General features: G+C 69.1%; 14 protein-coding genes and 1 pseudogene. 7 read left to right on the top strand and 8 right to left on the bottom strand.

Annotation, left to right across the window (positions count from 1 at the left end; translation table 11 throughout):
* Positions 1-151: 151 nt before the first annotated feature.
* From DOE79_RS14105 to DOE79_RS14095, 3 genes are all read left to right on the top strand, one after another.
* The gene (locus DOE79_RS14105; RefSeq protein WP_425455649.1) at positions 152-1,129 is read left to right on the top strand and encodes a formylglycine-generating enzyme family protein; all 978 of its coding nucleotides are present in this window, start codon (positions 152-154) and stop codon (positions 1,127-1,129) included.
* Between the two features lie 133 nt (positions 1,130-1,262).
* The gene (locus DOE79_RS14100; RefSeq protein WP_120339050.1) at positions 1,263-3,617 is read left to right on the top strand and encodes an arylsulfatase; all 2,355 of its coding nucleotides are present in this window, start codon (positions 1,263-1,265) and stop codon (positions 3,615-3,617) included.
* 175 nt (positions 3,618-3,792) lie between these two features.
* Positions 3,793-4,521 (top strand): PTS sugar transporter subunit IIA, encoded by a 729-nt coding sequence (locus tag DOE79_RS14095; RefSeq protein ID WP_120339049.1) that lies wholly within the window; start codon positions 3,793-3,795, stop codon positions 4,519-4,521.
* Positions 4,522-4,821: 300 nt separating this feature from the next.
* Here the strand turns inward: DOE79_RS14095 and DOE79_RS14090 are convergent, their stop codons facing one another.
* From DOE79_RS14090 to DOE79_RS14075, 4 genes and pseudogenes are all read right to left on the bottom strand, one after another.
* Positions 4,822-5,202, bottom strand: a complete 381-nt coding sequence (locus tag DOE79_RS14090) for a hypothetical protein (protein WP_120339048.1) — start codon at positions 5,200-5,202, stop codon at positions 4,822-4,824.
* Complete coding sequence (cofC, locus tag DOE79_RS14085) at positions 5,199-5,915, bottom strand: 2-phospho-L-lactate guanylyltransferase (RefSeq protein ID WP_120339047.1); 717 nt, start codon at positions 5,913-5,915, stop codon at positions 5,199-5,201. Before cofC ends, DOE79_RS14090 begins: the two co-directional genes overlap by 4 nt.
* A gap of 455 nt (positions 5,916-6,370) precedes the next feature.
* Positions 6,371-7,156 (bottom strand): annotated as a pseudogene (locus DOE79_RS20925) (coenzyme F420-0:L-glutamate ligase); the annotation flags it as partial.
* Between the two features lie 8 nt (positions 7,157-7,164).
* Positions 7,165-8,166: a TIGR03557 family F420-dependent LLM class oxidoreductase gene (locus DOE79_RS14075; RefSeq protein ID WP_120339046.1), complete on the bottom strand. Its 1,002-nt coding sequence runs from the start codon at positions 8,164-8,166 to the stop codon at positions 7,165-7,167.
* Between the two features lie 69 nt (positions 8,167-8,235).
* On the opposite strand from DOE79_RS14075, the gene DOE79_RS14070 reads away from it, so the two are divergent.
* Complete coding sequence (locus DOE79_RS14070) at positions 8,236-9,072, top strand: exodeoxyribonuclease III (protein WP_120339045.1); 837 nt, start codon at positions 8,236-8,238, stop codon at positions 9,070-9,072.
* On the opposite strand, the gene DOE79_RS14065 is transcribed toward DOE79_RS14070, so the two are convergent.
* Positions 9,069-9,632 (bottom strand): TetR/AcrR family transcriptional regulator, encoded by a 564-nt coding sequence (locus DOE79_RS14065; protein WP_120339044.1) that lies wholly within the window; start codon positions 9,630-9,632, stop codon positions 9,069-9,071. The genes DOE79_RS14070 and DOE79_RS14065 overlap by 4 nt on opposite strands.
* A 212-nt stretch (positions 9,633-9,844) precedes the next feature.
* On the opposite strand from DOE79_RS14065, the gene DOE79_RS14060 reads away from it, so the two are divergent.
* A complete protein-coding gene (locus DOE79_RS14060) occupies positions 9,845-10,489 on the top strand; it encodes an SDR family oxidoreductase (RefSeq protein ID WP_220094235.1) in 645 nt (214 codons plus the stop codon).
* Positions 10,490-10,514: 25 nt separating this feature from the next.
* Entirely contained in the window at positions 10,515-11,132 is a 618-nt protein-coding gene (locus tag DOE79_RS14055) for an antibiotic biosynthesis monooxygenase (RefSeq protein WP_120339043.1), read from the top strand.
* Here DOE79_RS14055 and DOE79_RS14050 read toward each other — a convergent pair.
* Positions 11,080-12,402, bottom strand: a complete 1,323-nt coding sequence (locus DOE79_RS14050) for an MFS transporter (protein ID WP_120339042.1) — start codon at positions 12,400-12,402, stop codon at positions 11,080-11,082. The genes DOE79_RS14055 and DOE79_RS14050 overlap by 53 nt on opposite strands.
* Positions 12,403-12,465: 63 nt before the next feature.
* Between DOE79_RS14050 and DOE79_RS14045 the strand changes: the two genes are divergently transcribed.
* Entirely contained in the window at positions 12,466-13,059 is a 594-nt protein-coding gene (locus DOE79_RS14045) for a CGNR zinc finger domain-containing protein (protein WP_120339041.1), read from the top strand.
* 22 nt (positions 13,060-13,081) lie between these two features.
* On the opposite strand, the gene DOE79_RS14040 is transcribed toward DOE79_RS14045, so the two are convergent.
* Positions 13,082-13,741 carry a response regulator transcription factor gene (locus DOE79_RS14040; protein ID WP_120339040.1) on the bottom strand — a complete coding sequence of 220 codons (660 nt, stop codon included), beginning with the start codon at positions 13,739-13,741 and terminating at the stop codon, positions 13,082-13,084.
* Positions 13,738-15,081 carry a sensor histidine kinase gene (locus DOE79_RS14035; protein ID WP_120339039.1) on the bottom strand — a complete coding sequence of 448 codons (1,344 nt, stop codon included), beginning with the start codon at positions 15,079-15,081 and terminating at the stop codon, positions 13,738-13,740. The genes DOE79_RS14040 and DOE79_RS14035 overlap by 4 nt, the downstream gene beginning before the upstream one ends.
* Positions 15,082-15,085: the final 4 nt, after the last annotated feature.

The raw sequence follows: 15,085 nt of genomic DNA, 5'->3' as shown, positions 1-15,085 counted from the left end.
CGACAGGCCCAGCACAGCGTCGACCGGCTCGACCGGCGTGTCGGGAGCCTTTCACGGGCACCTCGCTATCCACGGGCGGGCCGAACGGGCCGGTCGGGCACCGACGGGGAGCAGGGTCGTCGTCATCGGGGTAGCGCGCTAGGGTCTGTGCGTGACGATCGAAGGGCACGGCTGTTGCGCTCCCACACACGACATATTCGTCGACGCATCCGTCGCCGACAAGGCACGGGGCGACAGCGAGGTCGCGCCTGTGGACGCCGCGACGTCGACCGGTAGCCGGCACGATATCGAGCAGGCGGCCGTGCCCGGCCAGGCCTTCCGGATGGGTGACGCCGACGGCGCGGGCAACCCCGGCGACGGCGAGACGCCCGTGCACGAGGTGTGGGTGGATGCCTTCTCGATCGATGCGACCACGGTCACCAACTCCGCCTTCGCCCGGTTCATCGCCGACACCGGGTACCGCACCGAGTCGGAGGTGTTCGGCTATTCGGCGGTGTTCCACCTGGCGCTGGCGGCCGACCTTGACGATGTGGTGGGGCAGCCGCCGCAGACCCCGTGGTGGTTGGGCGTGCGCGGCGCCGACTGGGCTCATCCGGCCGGGCCGCTCTCGTCGTTGGCCGGGTTGGCTGAGCATCCGGTGGTGCAGGTGAGCTGGAACGACGCGCGGGCCTACTGCGCCTGGGCCGGCCGACGGCTGCCCACCGAGGCCGAATGGGAGTGCGCGGCTCGCGGCGGCCTGGCCGGCGCCCGGTATCCCTGGGGCGACGAGTGGGACGAGGGACAGCGCTGCAACATCTGGCAGGGCCGGTTTCCCGCGGTGAACACCCTGGCGGACGGCTGGCTGACCACCGCTCCCGTGCGCGAGTTCGAGCCGAATGGGTACGGGCTGTGGCAGAGCGTCGGCAATGTCTGGGAGTGGTGCGCCGACTGGTGGGTCGAGGGCTACTACGCCGCCTCCCCCGCCCACAACCCGGCCGGGCCCGCCAGCGGGGAGCAACGCTCGATGCGGGGCGGCTCGTACCTCTGCCACGACTCCTACTGCAACCGGTACCGCAACTCGGCCCGGGCCTCGAACACCGCCGACTCGGCTGCCGGCAACGTGGGCTTCCGCACAGTCGCGCTGGCCTGAGCATCCGTCGCCGCCGCCTTGAAGAGGGGCGAGAGCGGATATACAGTCGCTCGCGTCGGCGTCCGCCGACGTGTGGGCCCTTCGTGGGGCGGCTCCCTCCATCGTGAACATCCGCTGTGAAACGGAGAACCCCATGCCCGTACCGTTCAGAGGCATCATCAACGTCGACATCCGCGATTCGGAGCCGGACTGGGCGCCGTTCGAACCGCCCAAGGCCCCCGCCGGATCCCCCAATGTGGTTTACATCGTGCTCGACGACGTGGGATTCTCGGCCATGTCCGGTTACGGCGGGCCGATCCTGACCCCGAACATCGACCGGGTTGCGGATGCCGGGGTGCGCTACACCCAGTGGCACACGACGGCGCTCTGCTCACCCACCCGCTCGTGCCTGCTCACCGGGCGCAACCACACCCGCAACAGCATGGCCTGCATCACCGAGGCCGCTATCGGGTTCCCGAACGCGAGCGGCACCATCCCGCCGGAGAACGGGATGCTGCCAGAGATCCTGGGCGAACTCGGCTGGAACACCTACATGGTGGGCAAGTGGCATCTCTGCCCCGACGACGAGATGAACGTGGCCTCCACTCGGCGCAACTGGCCCACCGGGCGCGGCTTCGAACGCTGGTACGGCTTCCTCGGTGCTGAGACCAACCAGTGGTACCCCGAGCTGGTCTACGACAACCACCCGGTCGACCAGCCCGCGCTTCCCGAGGACGGTTATCACTTCTCGGTCGACATCACCGACAAGGCCATCGAGTTCATCAAGGACTCCAAGGTGATCGCCCCGGAGAAGCCGTTCTTCCTCTACTACGCCCCCGGAGCCGCGCACGCGCCGCACCACGCGCCCAAGGAGTGGGCCGACAAGTACCGGGGCCGGTTCGACATGGGTTACGAGGCGATCCGGGAAGAGACCTTGGCCAGGCAGAAGGAGATGGGCATCGTGCCGGCCGACACGGAGCTGCCGCCGTTGAACCCGCTCGGCACGCCGGAAACCCGCTCCGGCCCCGATGGCCAGCCATTCCCGCTGATGGACCTCACCCGCCCGTGGGACTCACTCTCCGCCGACGAGCAGCGCCTCTTCGCCCGCATGGCCGAGGTCTACGCGGGCTTCCTCTCGCACGCAGACCACCAGATCGGCCGGCTGCTCGACTACCTCGACGAGCTCGGCGAGCGCGAGAACACCCTGGTCATCGTGGTTTCAGACAACGGCGCCAGCGGCGAGGGCGGTCCGAACGGCTCGGTCAACGAGATGAAGTTCGCCAACGGCATCCCCGACGAGATGGCCGACAACCTCTCCATGCTCGACCAGCTCGGCACCACCGCTACCTACAACCACTATCCGAACGGCTGGGCCATGGCGTTCAACACCCCGTTCAAGATGTGGAAGCGCTACGAGTTCAACGGCGGCACTTGCGACCCCTGCGTGATCTCCTGGCCGGCCGGGATGCCCGCCCGCGGCGAGCTACGCGAGCAGTACCACCATGCCGTCGACATTGTGCCGACCATCCTTGACGTGCTCGGCGTGCATGCGCCCGAACGCCTCAAGGGGCACGTGCAGAGCCACATCGACGGCGTCAGCATGCGCTACGGCTTCGCGGATGCCGACGCCCCGACCACCCGCCGCACCCAGTTCTACTCGATGCTGGGTTCCCGCGCGGTCTGGCACGACGGGTGGAAGGCCATCACGACGCACCCTACTCTGAGCGGCTGGAGTCACTTCAACGAGGACGAGTGGGAGCTTTACCACACCGATGTGGACCGCGGCGAGCTGCACAACCTGGCGGCCGAGTATCCGGAAAAGGTGCGTGAACTGGAGAACCTGTGGTTCGCCGAGGCCGGCGCGAACGGGGCGTTCCCCCTGGACGACAGGTCGGCGTTCGAAATCTCCGTCACCCCGAGGCCGGTGCTCTCCCCTCCGCGCAACCGGTATGTCTACTACCCGAACACCGCGGAGGTGCCCGAGTCCCAGGCGGTGAACCTGCGCAACCGGTCGTTCGTGATCGGGGCGCTCGTCGACCTGCCCGCGCCCGGCGCCGAGGGGGTGCTCTACGCGCAGGGCTCCCGGTTCGGCGGCCACGCCCTCTATGTGGCCGACAACCGGCTGCACTACGTGAACAACTTCGTGGGCCTGTTCGAGCAGATGATCGACGCGGACGTCGACCTGCCGCTCGGTGAGAACCTGATCCTGTCGGCCTCCTTCGACAAGGACGGCGAGGACCCGCCGCACGTGGCCACGGGCATCCTGAGCCTGTACTACGGCGACACGAAGGTGGGTGAGGGGCGTATCAAGACGCAACCGGCCAAGTTCTCCATCGCGGGCGAGGGCCTCAGCGTGGGGCGGGACAGCGGCGAGGCCGTCACCGGGTACGCCGGCACCGCGCCGTGGACGTTCACGGGCGGCACCATCCACCGGGTGGCCGTCGACGTGAGCGGCGAACCGTATGTGGACCTCGAGCGCGAGGCCCAGGCGATGCTGATGAGGGAGTAGCCCGACGGCGGATGCCCGGGCGGGTGCTCTGCCTCTGGCAGGGCCGAAAGTCACTCGGCCCTGCCAGGGGCAGACTGTACGCTGGGCAGGCTGCCGCATCCGTCGCCCGGATGGCAGCCGCGCCACGGCCCTCGGGCCAGCCGCCGCCCGGCCACGTCTGAAGGGACACCGCACCATGCCCGCGATCCCTGCTGACGCCTCCACCGCGCTTGTCATCGTCGTACTTGTCGTTGTGCTCGTGGTGGTGCTGTTCATCGCGCGCTGGGTGCGCAAGAGCCGGTCCGCGGATGACGAAGGTGTCGCCGCGACGACGGCCGACGCCCGCGAGATCGTTACCGCGGATTCCGGGGAGCCTGCGGGCGCTGCCGGTGCGGCGGGCGCTGCTGCGGGCGGTGCACCGGACGCCGCGGCTGCTGGGGAGGTGCACCCGAAGACCGTGCTGGACTACATCGACGACCGCACCATCGTGCTCGATGTCGACGACGCCGACCGGGACGCCGTCATCCGTCGGCTCGCCCGGCTCATGGCCGCGACCGGCCGCGTCGTCGATGAGGACGCCGTGGTGCGCGCCGCGCTTGAGCGTGAGCTCATCAGCACCACCGGGATCGGTGACGGCATCGCCATCCCGCACGCGACCACCGACGCCGCCACCTGCCCGGTGCTCGCCTTCGCCCGCAGCCGCAACGGCGTGGACTGGAACTCGCTCGACGAGGCGCCGGCCCACCTGATCTTCATGATCGCGGTACCCGAATCGGGTGCCGGCACCGAACACCTGCGGGTGCTGGCCCAACTGTCCCGCAGTCTGATGAAGCCCTCGTTCCGCGCCTCCATCGAGATGGCGGCCACCCCGGCCGACGTGCTCGCCGCGCTGGCCGCGACGGTGCGTCCGATAAGTGAGCGCTGACCTCGATCTCCTCAGCGACTTCTTCGTTCTGCGCGCTTGAAGCGGATGAGCCCGACAATTGTGATGACAATTGCCGTCGGCACCCAACTGAAAAGTAGGTATGGCGCAAGGCCCTCCAGGTAAGGAGTGGCTCGTAGCTCCCCTGCCGGCCATCCGACGCGATCGGTTCGGCTGTGCCGGCCGGGTGTGACGAGACGACGTCATTCCTGGCTAGATTTGCTGGCCAATCGGGAAATTAAGATGAACATTGATTCAGGTCGAGCCTCACAGGCTCCTGCGTCAATGTCAATCGCCCAGGGTTCAGTCACCCGGCGAGCCTGGCTCGGTCGGCCGGGTCGCCCGGCCACGCCGCGTCGCCAGCAGCCCTACGCCCACGACGCTCACCCCGAGCGCGCCGACGACGAAGACCGTCTCGCCCCAGCCCGGCCCAGCCACAACCGTTCCCGTGCCGTCCGCCCTGTCCCAGGCGCAGGAGCGGCCCAGCGGCCAGATCGAGAAGCTGCCGGCGACGATGTCCGAACGTTCCGATACATCGGCGAGCGGGGAATACGGCCCTTCGACGAGGCAGCCGTGGTCTGCACCTTTTGCGACGCCTGTCGCGTAGGAGAACGCCGCGCCGGTGACGGCGGCAAGGAGGCCGAGGACGATCAGAATGATGGCGGCAACCCGCGCGTAGGTCACGCGGTCGGACCGGGCCGGTCAGGGGTTTCCGTCGGCATGGGCTGCGACAGCGCGATCAGGGCGCTGGTGTGCGCTCCGACGCCGCGGCGCAGCACCTCGGCGAGGTCGGCGACGGTGTCGACGTCGCGGCGGATCGACGCCGTGGCGGGCATGTCCAGCGGCACGTGACCGGCCGCCTCGTGCGCGGCGCGGGAACCGGGACCGAACCTCGGCACCAGGCGCAGGCCGGCTCGGGCGAGCAGAGTGGTGGTGCCCGTGCCCTCTTCGTCGGCGACCATGGCACGATCGTGGGCGGATGCGGCGGCGAGGGTCATCTCGACATCCGCCACCGTGAGGGCGGGCAGGTCTCCGGTGAGTACGGCGATGTTGCTCTGCGGATACAGCTCCTGAGCCACCCGCACACCCTCGGCGATGGCGGCGTTGAGCGGGTCGCGAGGTGCCGCGACGTGCCCCTTCGCGGCATCCGATGGGGAGGTTTGCGGCGACTCAGGCACGATCTGAGCGCCCAGGGCGGCCAACGGCCCGGCGGCAGCGGGGTCGGCGGTCACCACGATGACCCGCTGCACCATCGGGGCCGCGAGCAGCGCCGCCACGGTGTCGAGCGCGAAGGCCTCGGCGAGTGCACCGCGCGCGGGGAAGGGCTCGGGCAGCTCACCCAGCCGGCTCTTGGCGCGTGCACTGCCCTTCACGGGCACCACGCACACCCAGCTCACCAGGATACGGTTCCGCGAGTTGCCACTTCAGGCCCATTCGCGCCGTCTGAAGGGGCCGCAACTGCCACCTCACCCGCGGATCCGACTCGAGTTGCCACTTGAGGCCCATTGGCGGCTGCGGAAGGGGCTCCAACTGGCAAGTCACCCGCGGGCGTCTCGCGAGTTGCCGCGAAGTGCCCCGTGGGGAGCTCGGAAGGAGGAGTTTGCCGCAACTCGGCGGACGGAATTTCGCGAGTTGCCGCATCCTTCCCGTTCGGGAGCGTTGAAGGGGCGTTTTGCCGCAACTCGGCAACATCTTCTGCTCCCGTTGGCTCGCGCAACGCAGCGGATGCGGGTGCGGATTCGGATGCGGATTCGGATTCGGATGCGGATTCGGATTCGGATTCGGATGCGGATTCGGATGCGGATGCGGGCGTTGACGCTGGTGCTGGCGCAGATGCAGATGCGAGTGCACCCGCCGCCGCCGCCAGCCCGGCCGCGTACCCCTCCGCGTAGGCCTCTGCGCTGCCGACGCGGAACATGTCGTTCGCGCTATCGCGCAGCAGGCGCCGGGCGCCGCGATCGCCCGCGTCGATCGGGCCCACCAGCTGTGCGAGCCCGCGCAGCACGGCCACGGGGTTGCCGCTGGTCTTGCCCTTGATGAGGTCGGCGGCCCCGGCGATCTCGTCCGCGACCGCGGCGACGGTGACGTCGAGCCGGCGACCGTGCGCATCCGCCGTGCCGCGCAGGTCGTCGAGCACCGCCACACCCGCCGCGCCGATGGCGATGTCGGTCTGGCCGTCCCGCCAGGGACGGCCCACGGTGTCGGTGATGAGCACGCCAACCCGCAGCCCGGTGGCCTCCCGCACGGCGGCGCAGAGGGCGCGGGCGGAGGCATCCGGGTCGACCGGCAGCAGCAGCACGGTGCCGGCGGCCACGTTGCTGGCGTCGACCCCGGCGGCGGCCATCACCAGGCCCTGCCGGTTCTCAACGATGCGGGTCACGCCGCCCGGATGTGCGCGGGTCGCCACCACGCGCACGGTCTCGTCGGTGATCGCCTGCTCCCGGTCGGTCGCGGCGACCTGGCGGCCCTCGGCCTTGGAGACGATCTTGCTGGTCACGGCGAGGATGTCGCCATCGGCGAGCAGGGCGCCTGCCGCAGCAAGGATGATCGCGGCTAGGTCGTCGCCGGCGTGGATCTCGCCGATTCCGGGCAGCACGAACACCTCAAGCCGGGAATCCGGCCCGGCCGCACCGGACATGCCCATCGCTACCGGGCGAGCTTCGGCAGCACGTCGCGGCCGAAGACGTCGATCCACTGGCGCTGGTTGCGGCCCACGTTGTGCAGGTAGATCTTGTCGAAGCCCAGGTCGACGAACTTCTGGATGTAGGCACGGTGCTCGTCGGGGTCCGCCGAGATGATCATGCGGCCTTCAAAGTCCTCCGGGCGCACCATCTTGGCCATCTGCTCGAACTCGAACGGTGAGCGGATGTCGCCCTTGGGAAACTTCATGCCGCCGTTGGGCCATTCGTGCAGTGCGTTGCGCATGGCCTCTTCGTCGGTCTCGGCCCAGCTCATGTGCAGCTGCAGCACCTTGGGCATGGTCGACGGGTCCTTGCCTGCTTCGCGGGCGCCGTCGTCGAACTTGCCGAAGAGCATCGAGATCTTCTCGAGCGGGGCGCCCACAGTGATGAGGCCGTCGGCGTGCCGGCCGGCGCGCTTGGCCGTGACCGGGCCGGCGGTGGCCACGAGGATCTCCGGCGCCACCTCCGGCATGGTCCACAGCCGGGTGGATTCGAGCTTGTAGAACTGGCCGGAGTGCTTGACGTCCTTACCGGCGATCGACGCGGCGAACAGCTTGGAGATGATCTCGATGGCCTCGAACATGCGGTTGATCCGCTCGGGCGCTTCGGGCCAGTAGCCGCCGACGATGTGCTCGTTGAGCGCCTCACCGGAGCCCAGCCCCAGCCAGTGCCGTCCCGGGTACATCGAGGCGAGCGTGGCGGAGGCCTGCGCCACCATGGCCGGGTGCCAGCGGAACGTGGGCGCGGTGACGCCCGGGCCCATATCGCCCTTGGTGCGCTCGCCGATCGCGGCGAGCACGCTCCACACGAACGAGGATTCGCCCTGGGCGGGCACCCACGGCTGGAAGTGGTCCGCCGCCATGACGCCGGAGAACCCGTGTTCCTCCGCATACGCCGACAGGGCCACCGCCTCGGCGGGGGCGAACTGCTCCAACATGGCCGCGTAACCGATCTGCAATTCCGACATGCAACCATCCTGCCACTCACGTGTGTCAGCGAGGTTTCTCGCGCGCCCGCGCCAAATAGGCTGGGGTGCATGCGCATCGCCACCTGGAACGTCAACTCCATCCGTGCCCGCGTCGACCGGGTGGTCGACTGGATGGTGCGGGAGGACATCGACGTGCTCGCCATGCAGGAGATCAAGTGCAAGCCCGAGCAGTTCCCGGCACAGGCGTTCGAAGACGCCGGCTACGAGCTGGCCGTGCACGGCCTCAGCCAGTGGAACGGCGTCGCGTTCGCCAGCCGCCACGAGATGACGGATGTGGCCACCGCGTTCCCCGAGATGCCCGGCTTCCTCAAGGGTGAAGAGGGCCCCGGGCTGCCGCTGGAGGCCCGCGCGCTCGGCGTCACCGTGAACGACATGCGGCTGTGGAGCCTCTACGTGCCCAACGGCCGCTCGCTCGACGACCCGCACTACGTGTACAAGCTGGACTGGCTGGCCCGGTTGAAGACCCACGCCGTCGACGAACTGACCCGCAACCCGAAGCTGGCGATGGCGCTGATGGGCGACTGGAACGTGGCCCCGCTGGACTCCGATGTGGGCGACCCGACCCTCATTCCCGGCGTCTCCACGCACATCTCGCCGGCAGAGCGCAGCGCCTTCGAGGCGTTCGAGGCGGCGGGCTTCACCGACGTGGTGCGCCCGATCGTGCCTGAGGGGTTCACCTACTGGGACTACAAGGCGCTGCGGTTCCCGCGCAATGAGGGCCTGCGCATCGACTTCATCCTCGGCTCGCCGGCGTTCGGCGAGCTGGTGACGGATGCGAGCATCCACCGCGATGAGCGCAAGGGCGACGCGCCCAGCGACCACGTGCCCGTGCTCGTGGACCTCGAGACCGAGGACGAGGACGACGACCGCCCGATGATCTTCTAGCTCTCGCTCCCGTCCCCGGGTGCCCGCAGGCCGTCGAGTACTATCGCGAGCAGATGCCGGGCTCGTACGTCCCAATCGGTCTCCTCCAGACGGGTGAGAAAGCCGATCAGACTGATGACGTCCGCGGCGTCGACATCCGCTCGAATGACGCCGGCGCTGCGACCGGCATCGAGCAGCAGAGTGAGCGCCTCACCGATGGGACCGAGGCTGTGCGCGCTGAGATCCTTCCACACCGAGGCTTCGACAGCCGCGAAGACTCCGCGTTTGACGCGGGCGTAATCGGCAACGCGGTCGAACCAGAGCGCGAGCGCAGTGAACGGCGCTTCGGTCTCGAGGAGCGTGCTGGCCACCGCAACGAGTTCGTCGACATCATGCCGGTAGACCTCGACCAGCAGGTCTGCGCGGGTCGGAAAATGCCGGTAGAGAGTGCCCTGGCCCACGCCGGCTTTCTGGGCGATCGCGTTCAACCGCAACTCACCGTCCGGCCCTGCAAGCGCAATCGCGTCGCGGGCCGCCTCGACGATGCGAGCGCGATTGTTCCGGGCGTCTGCGCGGGGCATTGACGGGTTCACTGGTCTCCAGGGCGCTCTCGGTTGCTTAAGCGGACACGTGTCCGTATTGTTGACCCGAAGCGGACACGTGTCCACTCTAGTGATACCGATCGATTGGCAACGAAAATGAGCGACATGGCAGGCACGGTGGTTGCCGTCACGGGAGCCAGCAGCGGCATCGGCGAAGCAACGGCCCGGTTACTCGCGGAGCGAGGGGCCTCGTGGCGCTCGGGGCGCGTCGTGCCGAGCGTCTTGACGGCATCGTCGCTGAGATAGTCGAGGCGGGAGGTCGTGCCATCGCGTGCCAAGTCGATGTCACGTCAGCACCGACACTGGTGGACTTCGTCGCTCGGACGGTTGATGTGTTCGGCCGCCTGGATGTCTTAGTCAGCAACGCCGGGGTCTCAGCGTTGTCCCCGATCATGGAACTCGACACCGATGGCTGGTCGTCGATGATCGATGTGAACCTCCGCGGTGTTCTGAACGGCATCGCCGCGGCCATGCCGGTCTTCCACTCGCAGGGGCGCGGACATTTCGTGACCACCGTGTCCACATCGGGTATCAAGATCGTGCCGACGCAGGCCGTCTACGCGGCCACAAAGAACGCCGTCAGAACCTTGATGGTAGGCCTGCGACAGGAGTCGACGGATGGTGTCCTGCGCACGACGTCGATCTCCCCCGGCTACATACAGACCGAACTCGTCGACGCCATCGCAGATGTCCGCATCCGTGAGGCCGCGCAGGCTTCGATGGCCGCTATAGGCATCCCTGCCGCAGCGGTTGCCCGGGCGATCGCGTTCGCGATCGAGCAGCCCCACGACGTCGAAATAGGCGACCTGACGATCAGGCCGACGCGCCAGGGCTGACCAGGCCGTCGCTCATACTTAACCCATGTCTCCAGCTGCAGCGGGGAACGACAGCGCGCCACAAGCTCCCGCAGACGTTCCCGTCACCGTGTCCATCCGGCGCCGCGTCGCGCCCGAGCGCTTCGACGAGGCCACCCACTGGGTGCAGACCGGCATGGATCTCGCCAACGAGTACCCCGGCTTCCTCGGCTCCGGCTGGGTGCGCGCGCATGCCGGGAGCGGTCACTGGCACATGCTCTACAAATTCCAGGATGCGGCGTCGCTGGAGGCCTGGGAGAACTCGATCGCCCGCACCAGCTGGCTGCACGAGGGCGAGGGCCTGGTGCTCGAATCGCACGTGGTCAAGCGCACCGGCATCGAGGGCTGGTTCGACGAATCGCAGGAGAACGCGGGCCCCTCAGCGCCGTTCCAGCCGCCGCGGTGGAAGCAGGCCGTGGCCATCGGGCTGGGCTTCTTCCCGCTGAACGTGCTCTTCACTTACCTGGTCACCGGGGTCGACCCGGAGTGGAACGACATCCCGACGGTGCTGCGCATCCTGCTGACCACGTTCGTGATGGCGCCCACCATGACCTACCTCGTGATGCCGTTCATCACCCGGCGGCTGCGGCCCTGGCTGCAGAAGGCTCCGACCCCGAAGGCGTGACCGTGTGTGGAACGGCGAGACGTTGCGGGTCCCCGATGCGGCGGAGCGGGGACGCGGCGACCCAGACGACGGTCAGCAGCGTGCCGGCGCAGCCCACGGCGAGACCCAGTCGAGTGCCGAGGAGCTCGCCGACCACGCCGCCCAGGGCGGCGCCGATGGAGATAACACCGTAGGAGATCCAGCGCATGGTGGCATTGACCCGGCCGAGGATGTGGTCGGGGGTGCGCAGTTGCCGCAGGGTGAGGGCGACAACGCTCGAGAGGGAGGTGCCGGCGCCGTTGACGGCGAAGACTCCGATGAGAACAGCGACAATGGTCGGCGTGGGCCAGGAGCTGCCGACCAGGGGCAGCACGGCCAGGGCGACGCACTCGAGCGCGGCGCAGGCGATCAGCACGGGGCCGGCCCCGAACCTGCGCACACTGACCGGGGCCAGGGCGGCTCCGACGACGGCGCCGATCGCACCGAGGCTGAACACGAGGCCCAGATGCCCCGCCGAGAGGCCGAGTTCACGCACGGCGTGCACGGTGAAGAGCACCATGATCCACTGCGCGAAGAGGTTGTAGATGGCCGCGAACCCGATCAGTGAGACGAGGTAGCGGTCCCGACGCACGAACGCGAGGCCGTCGGCGAGGTCCCTCAGGGCGCTCCGGCCTGTTCGTGGTGGCGCGCTCTCCACCGTCCTGATGCCCAGCAGCGCGGTGGCGGAGACGAGATAGGTGAGCAGGTGCGCGAGGAGCGCCCACGGGGCGGAGAGCGCCTGGATCAACAGGCCCCCGAGGCCCGGGCCGCCGACCTCGGTCGCGGCAGTGGTGGCCTGGAGGCGGCCGTTGGCGCGTTCGAGCTCGTCCCTGCCGACGACGGCGGGAAGGTACGACTGGTAACTGACCTCGAAGGAGACGGTGAAGACCCCGATCAACGCGACCAGGACCACGAGGGTCGACAGCGTCAGCGCACCCGTGAACGCGAAGGCAACGACGACCAGGGTGAGCGCGGCACGTGCGAGATCCGAGAACACCAGCACCGGACGGCGGCGCAACCGGTCCACCATGACGCCGAGCGGGAGGGTGAGCAGCAGAAAGGGCAACCATCGGGCCGCGCCGAGGAGTCCCACCTCGGCCACCGAGGCGTTCAGGACCACCACGGCCAGGAGAGGGATCGCGAGTTCGCTGATCTGCCCGCCGGCGGATGACGCACCCTGGGCCAGCCAGAACAGCCGGAAGTCCCGGCCGAGAGAGGACGGTCGGCTTCTAATGGGTGTTTTGTTGTTCACACATTAGACCCTGGCAGAACCGGGCTAATGGCGCAATGGCAGATCAGGCGTTAGCATCGATGCATGTCCCTCGCGCCGGCCCGCCCCGAGTTCCCCGCTGTCGCTGGGCACTCTGCTCTCGACCTGGTCGACACTGTGCACTGGAGGCTCGACGCCGACCGGTCGATCGACACTCTCGCCTCCTTCGACGACGTCGTCGCCTGGTGCGAGCAGTTCGGCCTGCTGCCCGGCGGCTCCCGCGAATCGCGCCGGCTGGCCGCGGCCGCACCGGATGCCGCCGCCCGCGAGCATGCCGCGGTCGTGGAGCTCAGGGAGGCGATTTACTCGGCCGTCTTCGAGTCGTCCGAGGCGGCGGCCCAGGTCATCGCCCGGGAATACCTCGCGGCGCTCGACCGGTCGTCGCTGGTGCCCGCGGCGGATGGTGCGACCTGGTCGTGGCGGCCCCCGGCCGATCTCACCGGCCCCCGGGCCGCCGTGGCGGAGCTGGCCCACGATCTGCTTCGTTCGGACCTCAGCGGCGCGCGCCAGTGCGCCGACGACGCGTGCGGCTGGGTCTACCTGGACACCTCGCCGCGGCACAACCGCCTCTGGTGCACATCCGCCGGGTGCGGCAACCGCAATCGGGTGGCACGCCACCAGGCCAGAAAGAGGGCCTGACCGCCGGGTCGCGCCCCGCGGCTCAGCTCGAGAGGTACTGCAGCACGGCCAGCACCCGTCGGTGATCGTGTGCCGTCATCTGCAGGCCGAGCTTGGCGAACAGCGCGGTGACGTACTTCTCGACACTGCCGTTGGACAGGAACAGGCTGCTCGCGATGGCCGCGTTCGAGCGCCCTTCGGCCATCAGGCGGAGCACGTCGGTTTCACGCGGAGTGAGCAGGTCGAGCGTGCCGGACGAGGACCGTGGCGCCCCGATCAGCGCCGCCGCCACCTCCGGGTCGAGGACCAGCCGGCCGCCCGCGACATCCTGCAACGACTCGAGGAAGGAACCCACGTCGGCCACCCGGTCCTTGAGCAGGTACCCGACGCCGCTGGTCGCGACGTCGAGGAGTGTCTGCGCCCAGCGCACCTCCGCGTACTGGGAGAACAGCATCACGCCGACCCCGGGGTTGTGCCGCTTGATGCGCACGGCCGCCCTGACCCCCTCGTCGGTGTGGGTCGGGGGCATGCGGATGTCCATGACCACGATGTCGACACCGCCCGCGGAGACCGCCGCTTCGGCCGCCGCCACGGCCTCGTCGCCGTTGGCCACTCCAGCCACGACCTCATGGCCACGACTGCGAAGCAGCGCGACGAGTCCTTCCCGCACGATCGTGCTGTCGTCGGCGACGATGATCCTCACGAGGCGGGGGCCACGGGCAGGGAGATGGTGACGAGCGTCGGACCTCCGACCGGGCTGATGACGTCGAGGGTCCCATCCACGGACCGCGCTCGGTCGAGCAGGCCGGCGAGACCTGTTCCGTGCCCGGCGCCGTCCCCGGGCGACACATGGGCGCCTCCGCGCCCGTTGTCGCGCACCTCGAGCTCGATCCGGCCGGGCCGCTCGGAGACCGTCACGTGCGCCTGCGTGGACTGGGCGTGCTTGGACACATTCGTCAGCAGTTCCAGGACACTGAAATAGGCGATCGACTCGATCACGGTCGACGGCCGGGCGCTGAGCGAGACCTCCAGGGTGACGGGGAACGGGACCCGGGAGCATGCCGACATGAGGGCAGACTCGAGACCGTCGTCGAGCACCGGCGGATGCATGCCCCGGGCCAGTTCGCGCAGCTCGACGAGGGCCTCCCTCGTGGAGGAATGCGCCTGGTCGACCAGTGGGGCGATGGTGCCCGGTTCGGCACCGTTCTGGAGGCGGTCGCGGGCATCACCGAGAGTCATGGCCAACCCGACCAGACGGGCCTGGGTTCCGTCGTGCAGTTCGCGTTCGATACGGCGCAGGGTGTCGTCGGCGTTCTGCACGACCGCAGCGCGGGAGCGGGTGACCTCCGTCAGCCGCGCCTCGGCCCGGCTCGCACCGAGCATGGAGCGGATAACGACGCGCTGCAGCGACGAGAGTCCGTGGTTCACGCTCGGCCAGACGAACAGGAAGAGGACCAGGCCCAGCACGGCGAAGCCGGCCTGCAGGGCAACGGTGTCGACGAAGACCCCCAGGAACTGTGCACCACGGTGCAGCCGGCCGTCATTCCCGGTCTGCTCCGGCAGGAACCGGCCCCAGACCGAGTGCGTCATCGCTCCCCCTGCGCTCACCAGAAGAGCCACGGAGATGCAGAATGTGGCAACCGTCAGGACGAACGACACGGGGAGGAACGCCAGCTCCCGCCAGGTCGCGGCGTGGCCGAATCGCCCGGTCACATACCCGACCGCCCCGGGCTTGCGGTCGAACCTGCGCGGAACCGCGACCGGCTGCCCGAGCAGGCGGCGGGACAGGTTCCTGGTCGCGGCCGCGAACCATCCGGACCCCGCCAGGAGGAACGCGGACACGACCAGGCCGACCCAGGTGACGCCGAGGGGCAGCCCCACCGAAATCGCCACGGTGAACCAGACCAGCCCGCCGATCGCGATCGGGAGGTGCGCCGCGTGGAAGGCGAACTCGCGCCACGTCAGCGGAGAGAACGCCGCGAGCGCCCAGCGGGGCCGGCTCGGAGAGAGCGGAACGGACTGTGGCACTGCGGCGCTGAGCATGGGA

Source organism: Cryobacterium soli, from assembly GCF_003611035.1.
Taxonomy (GTDB): Bacteria; Actinomycetota; Actinomycetes; order Actinomycetales; family Microbacteriaceae; genus Cryobacterium; species Cryobacterium soli.
The sequence above is the reverse complement of the archived record's forward strand: the minus strand, read 5'-3'. Positions and strand labels throughout refer to the sequence as shown.

What these genes read in the sequence shown, in the direction of transcription:
- DOE79_RS14095 (WP_120339049.1), top strand. Translation starts at nt 3,793, where the DNA reads ATGCCCGCGATCCCTGCTGACGCCTCCACCGCGCTTGTCATCGTCGTA.
- DOE79_RS14045 (WP_120339041.1), top strand. Translation starts at nt 12,466, where the DNA reads ATGTCCCTCGCGCCGGCCCGCCCCGAGTTCCCCGCTGTCGCTGGGCAC.
- DOE79_RS14035 (WP_120339039.1), bottom strand. Translation starts at nt 15,081, where the DNA reads ATGCTCAGCGCCGCAGTGCCACAGTCCGTTCCGCTCTCTCCGAGCCGG.
- DOE79_RS14075 (WP_120339046.1), bottom strand. Translation starts at nt 8,166, where the DNA reads ATGTCGGAATTGCAGATCGGTTACGCGGCCATGTTGGAGCAGTTCGCC.
- DOE79_RS14065 (WP_120339044.1), bottom strand. Translation starts at nt 9,632, where the DNA reads ATGCCCCGCGCAGACGCCCGGAACAATCGCGCTCGCATCGTCGAGGCG.
- DOE79_RS14070 (WP_120339045.1), top strand. Translation starts at nt 8,236, where the DNA reads ATGCGCATCGCCACCTGGAACGTCAACTCCATCCGTGCCCGCGTCGAC.
- DOE79_RS14100 (WP_120339050.1), top strand. Translation starts at nt 1,263, where the DNA reads ATGCCCGTACCGTTCAGAGGCATCATCAACGTCGACATCCGCGATTCG.
- DOE79_RS14055 (WP_120339043.1), top strand. Translation starts at nt 10,515, where the DNA reads ATGTCTCCAGCTGCAGCGGGGAACGACAGCGCGCCACAAGCTCCCGCA.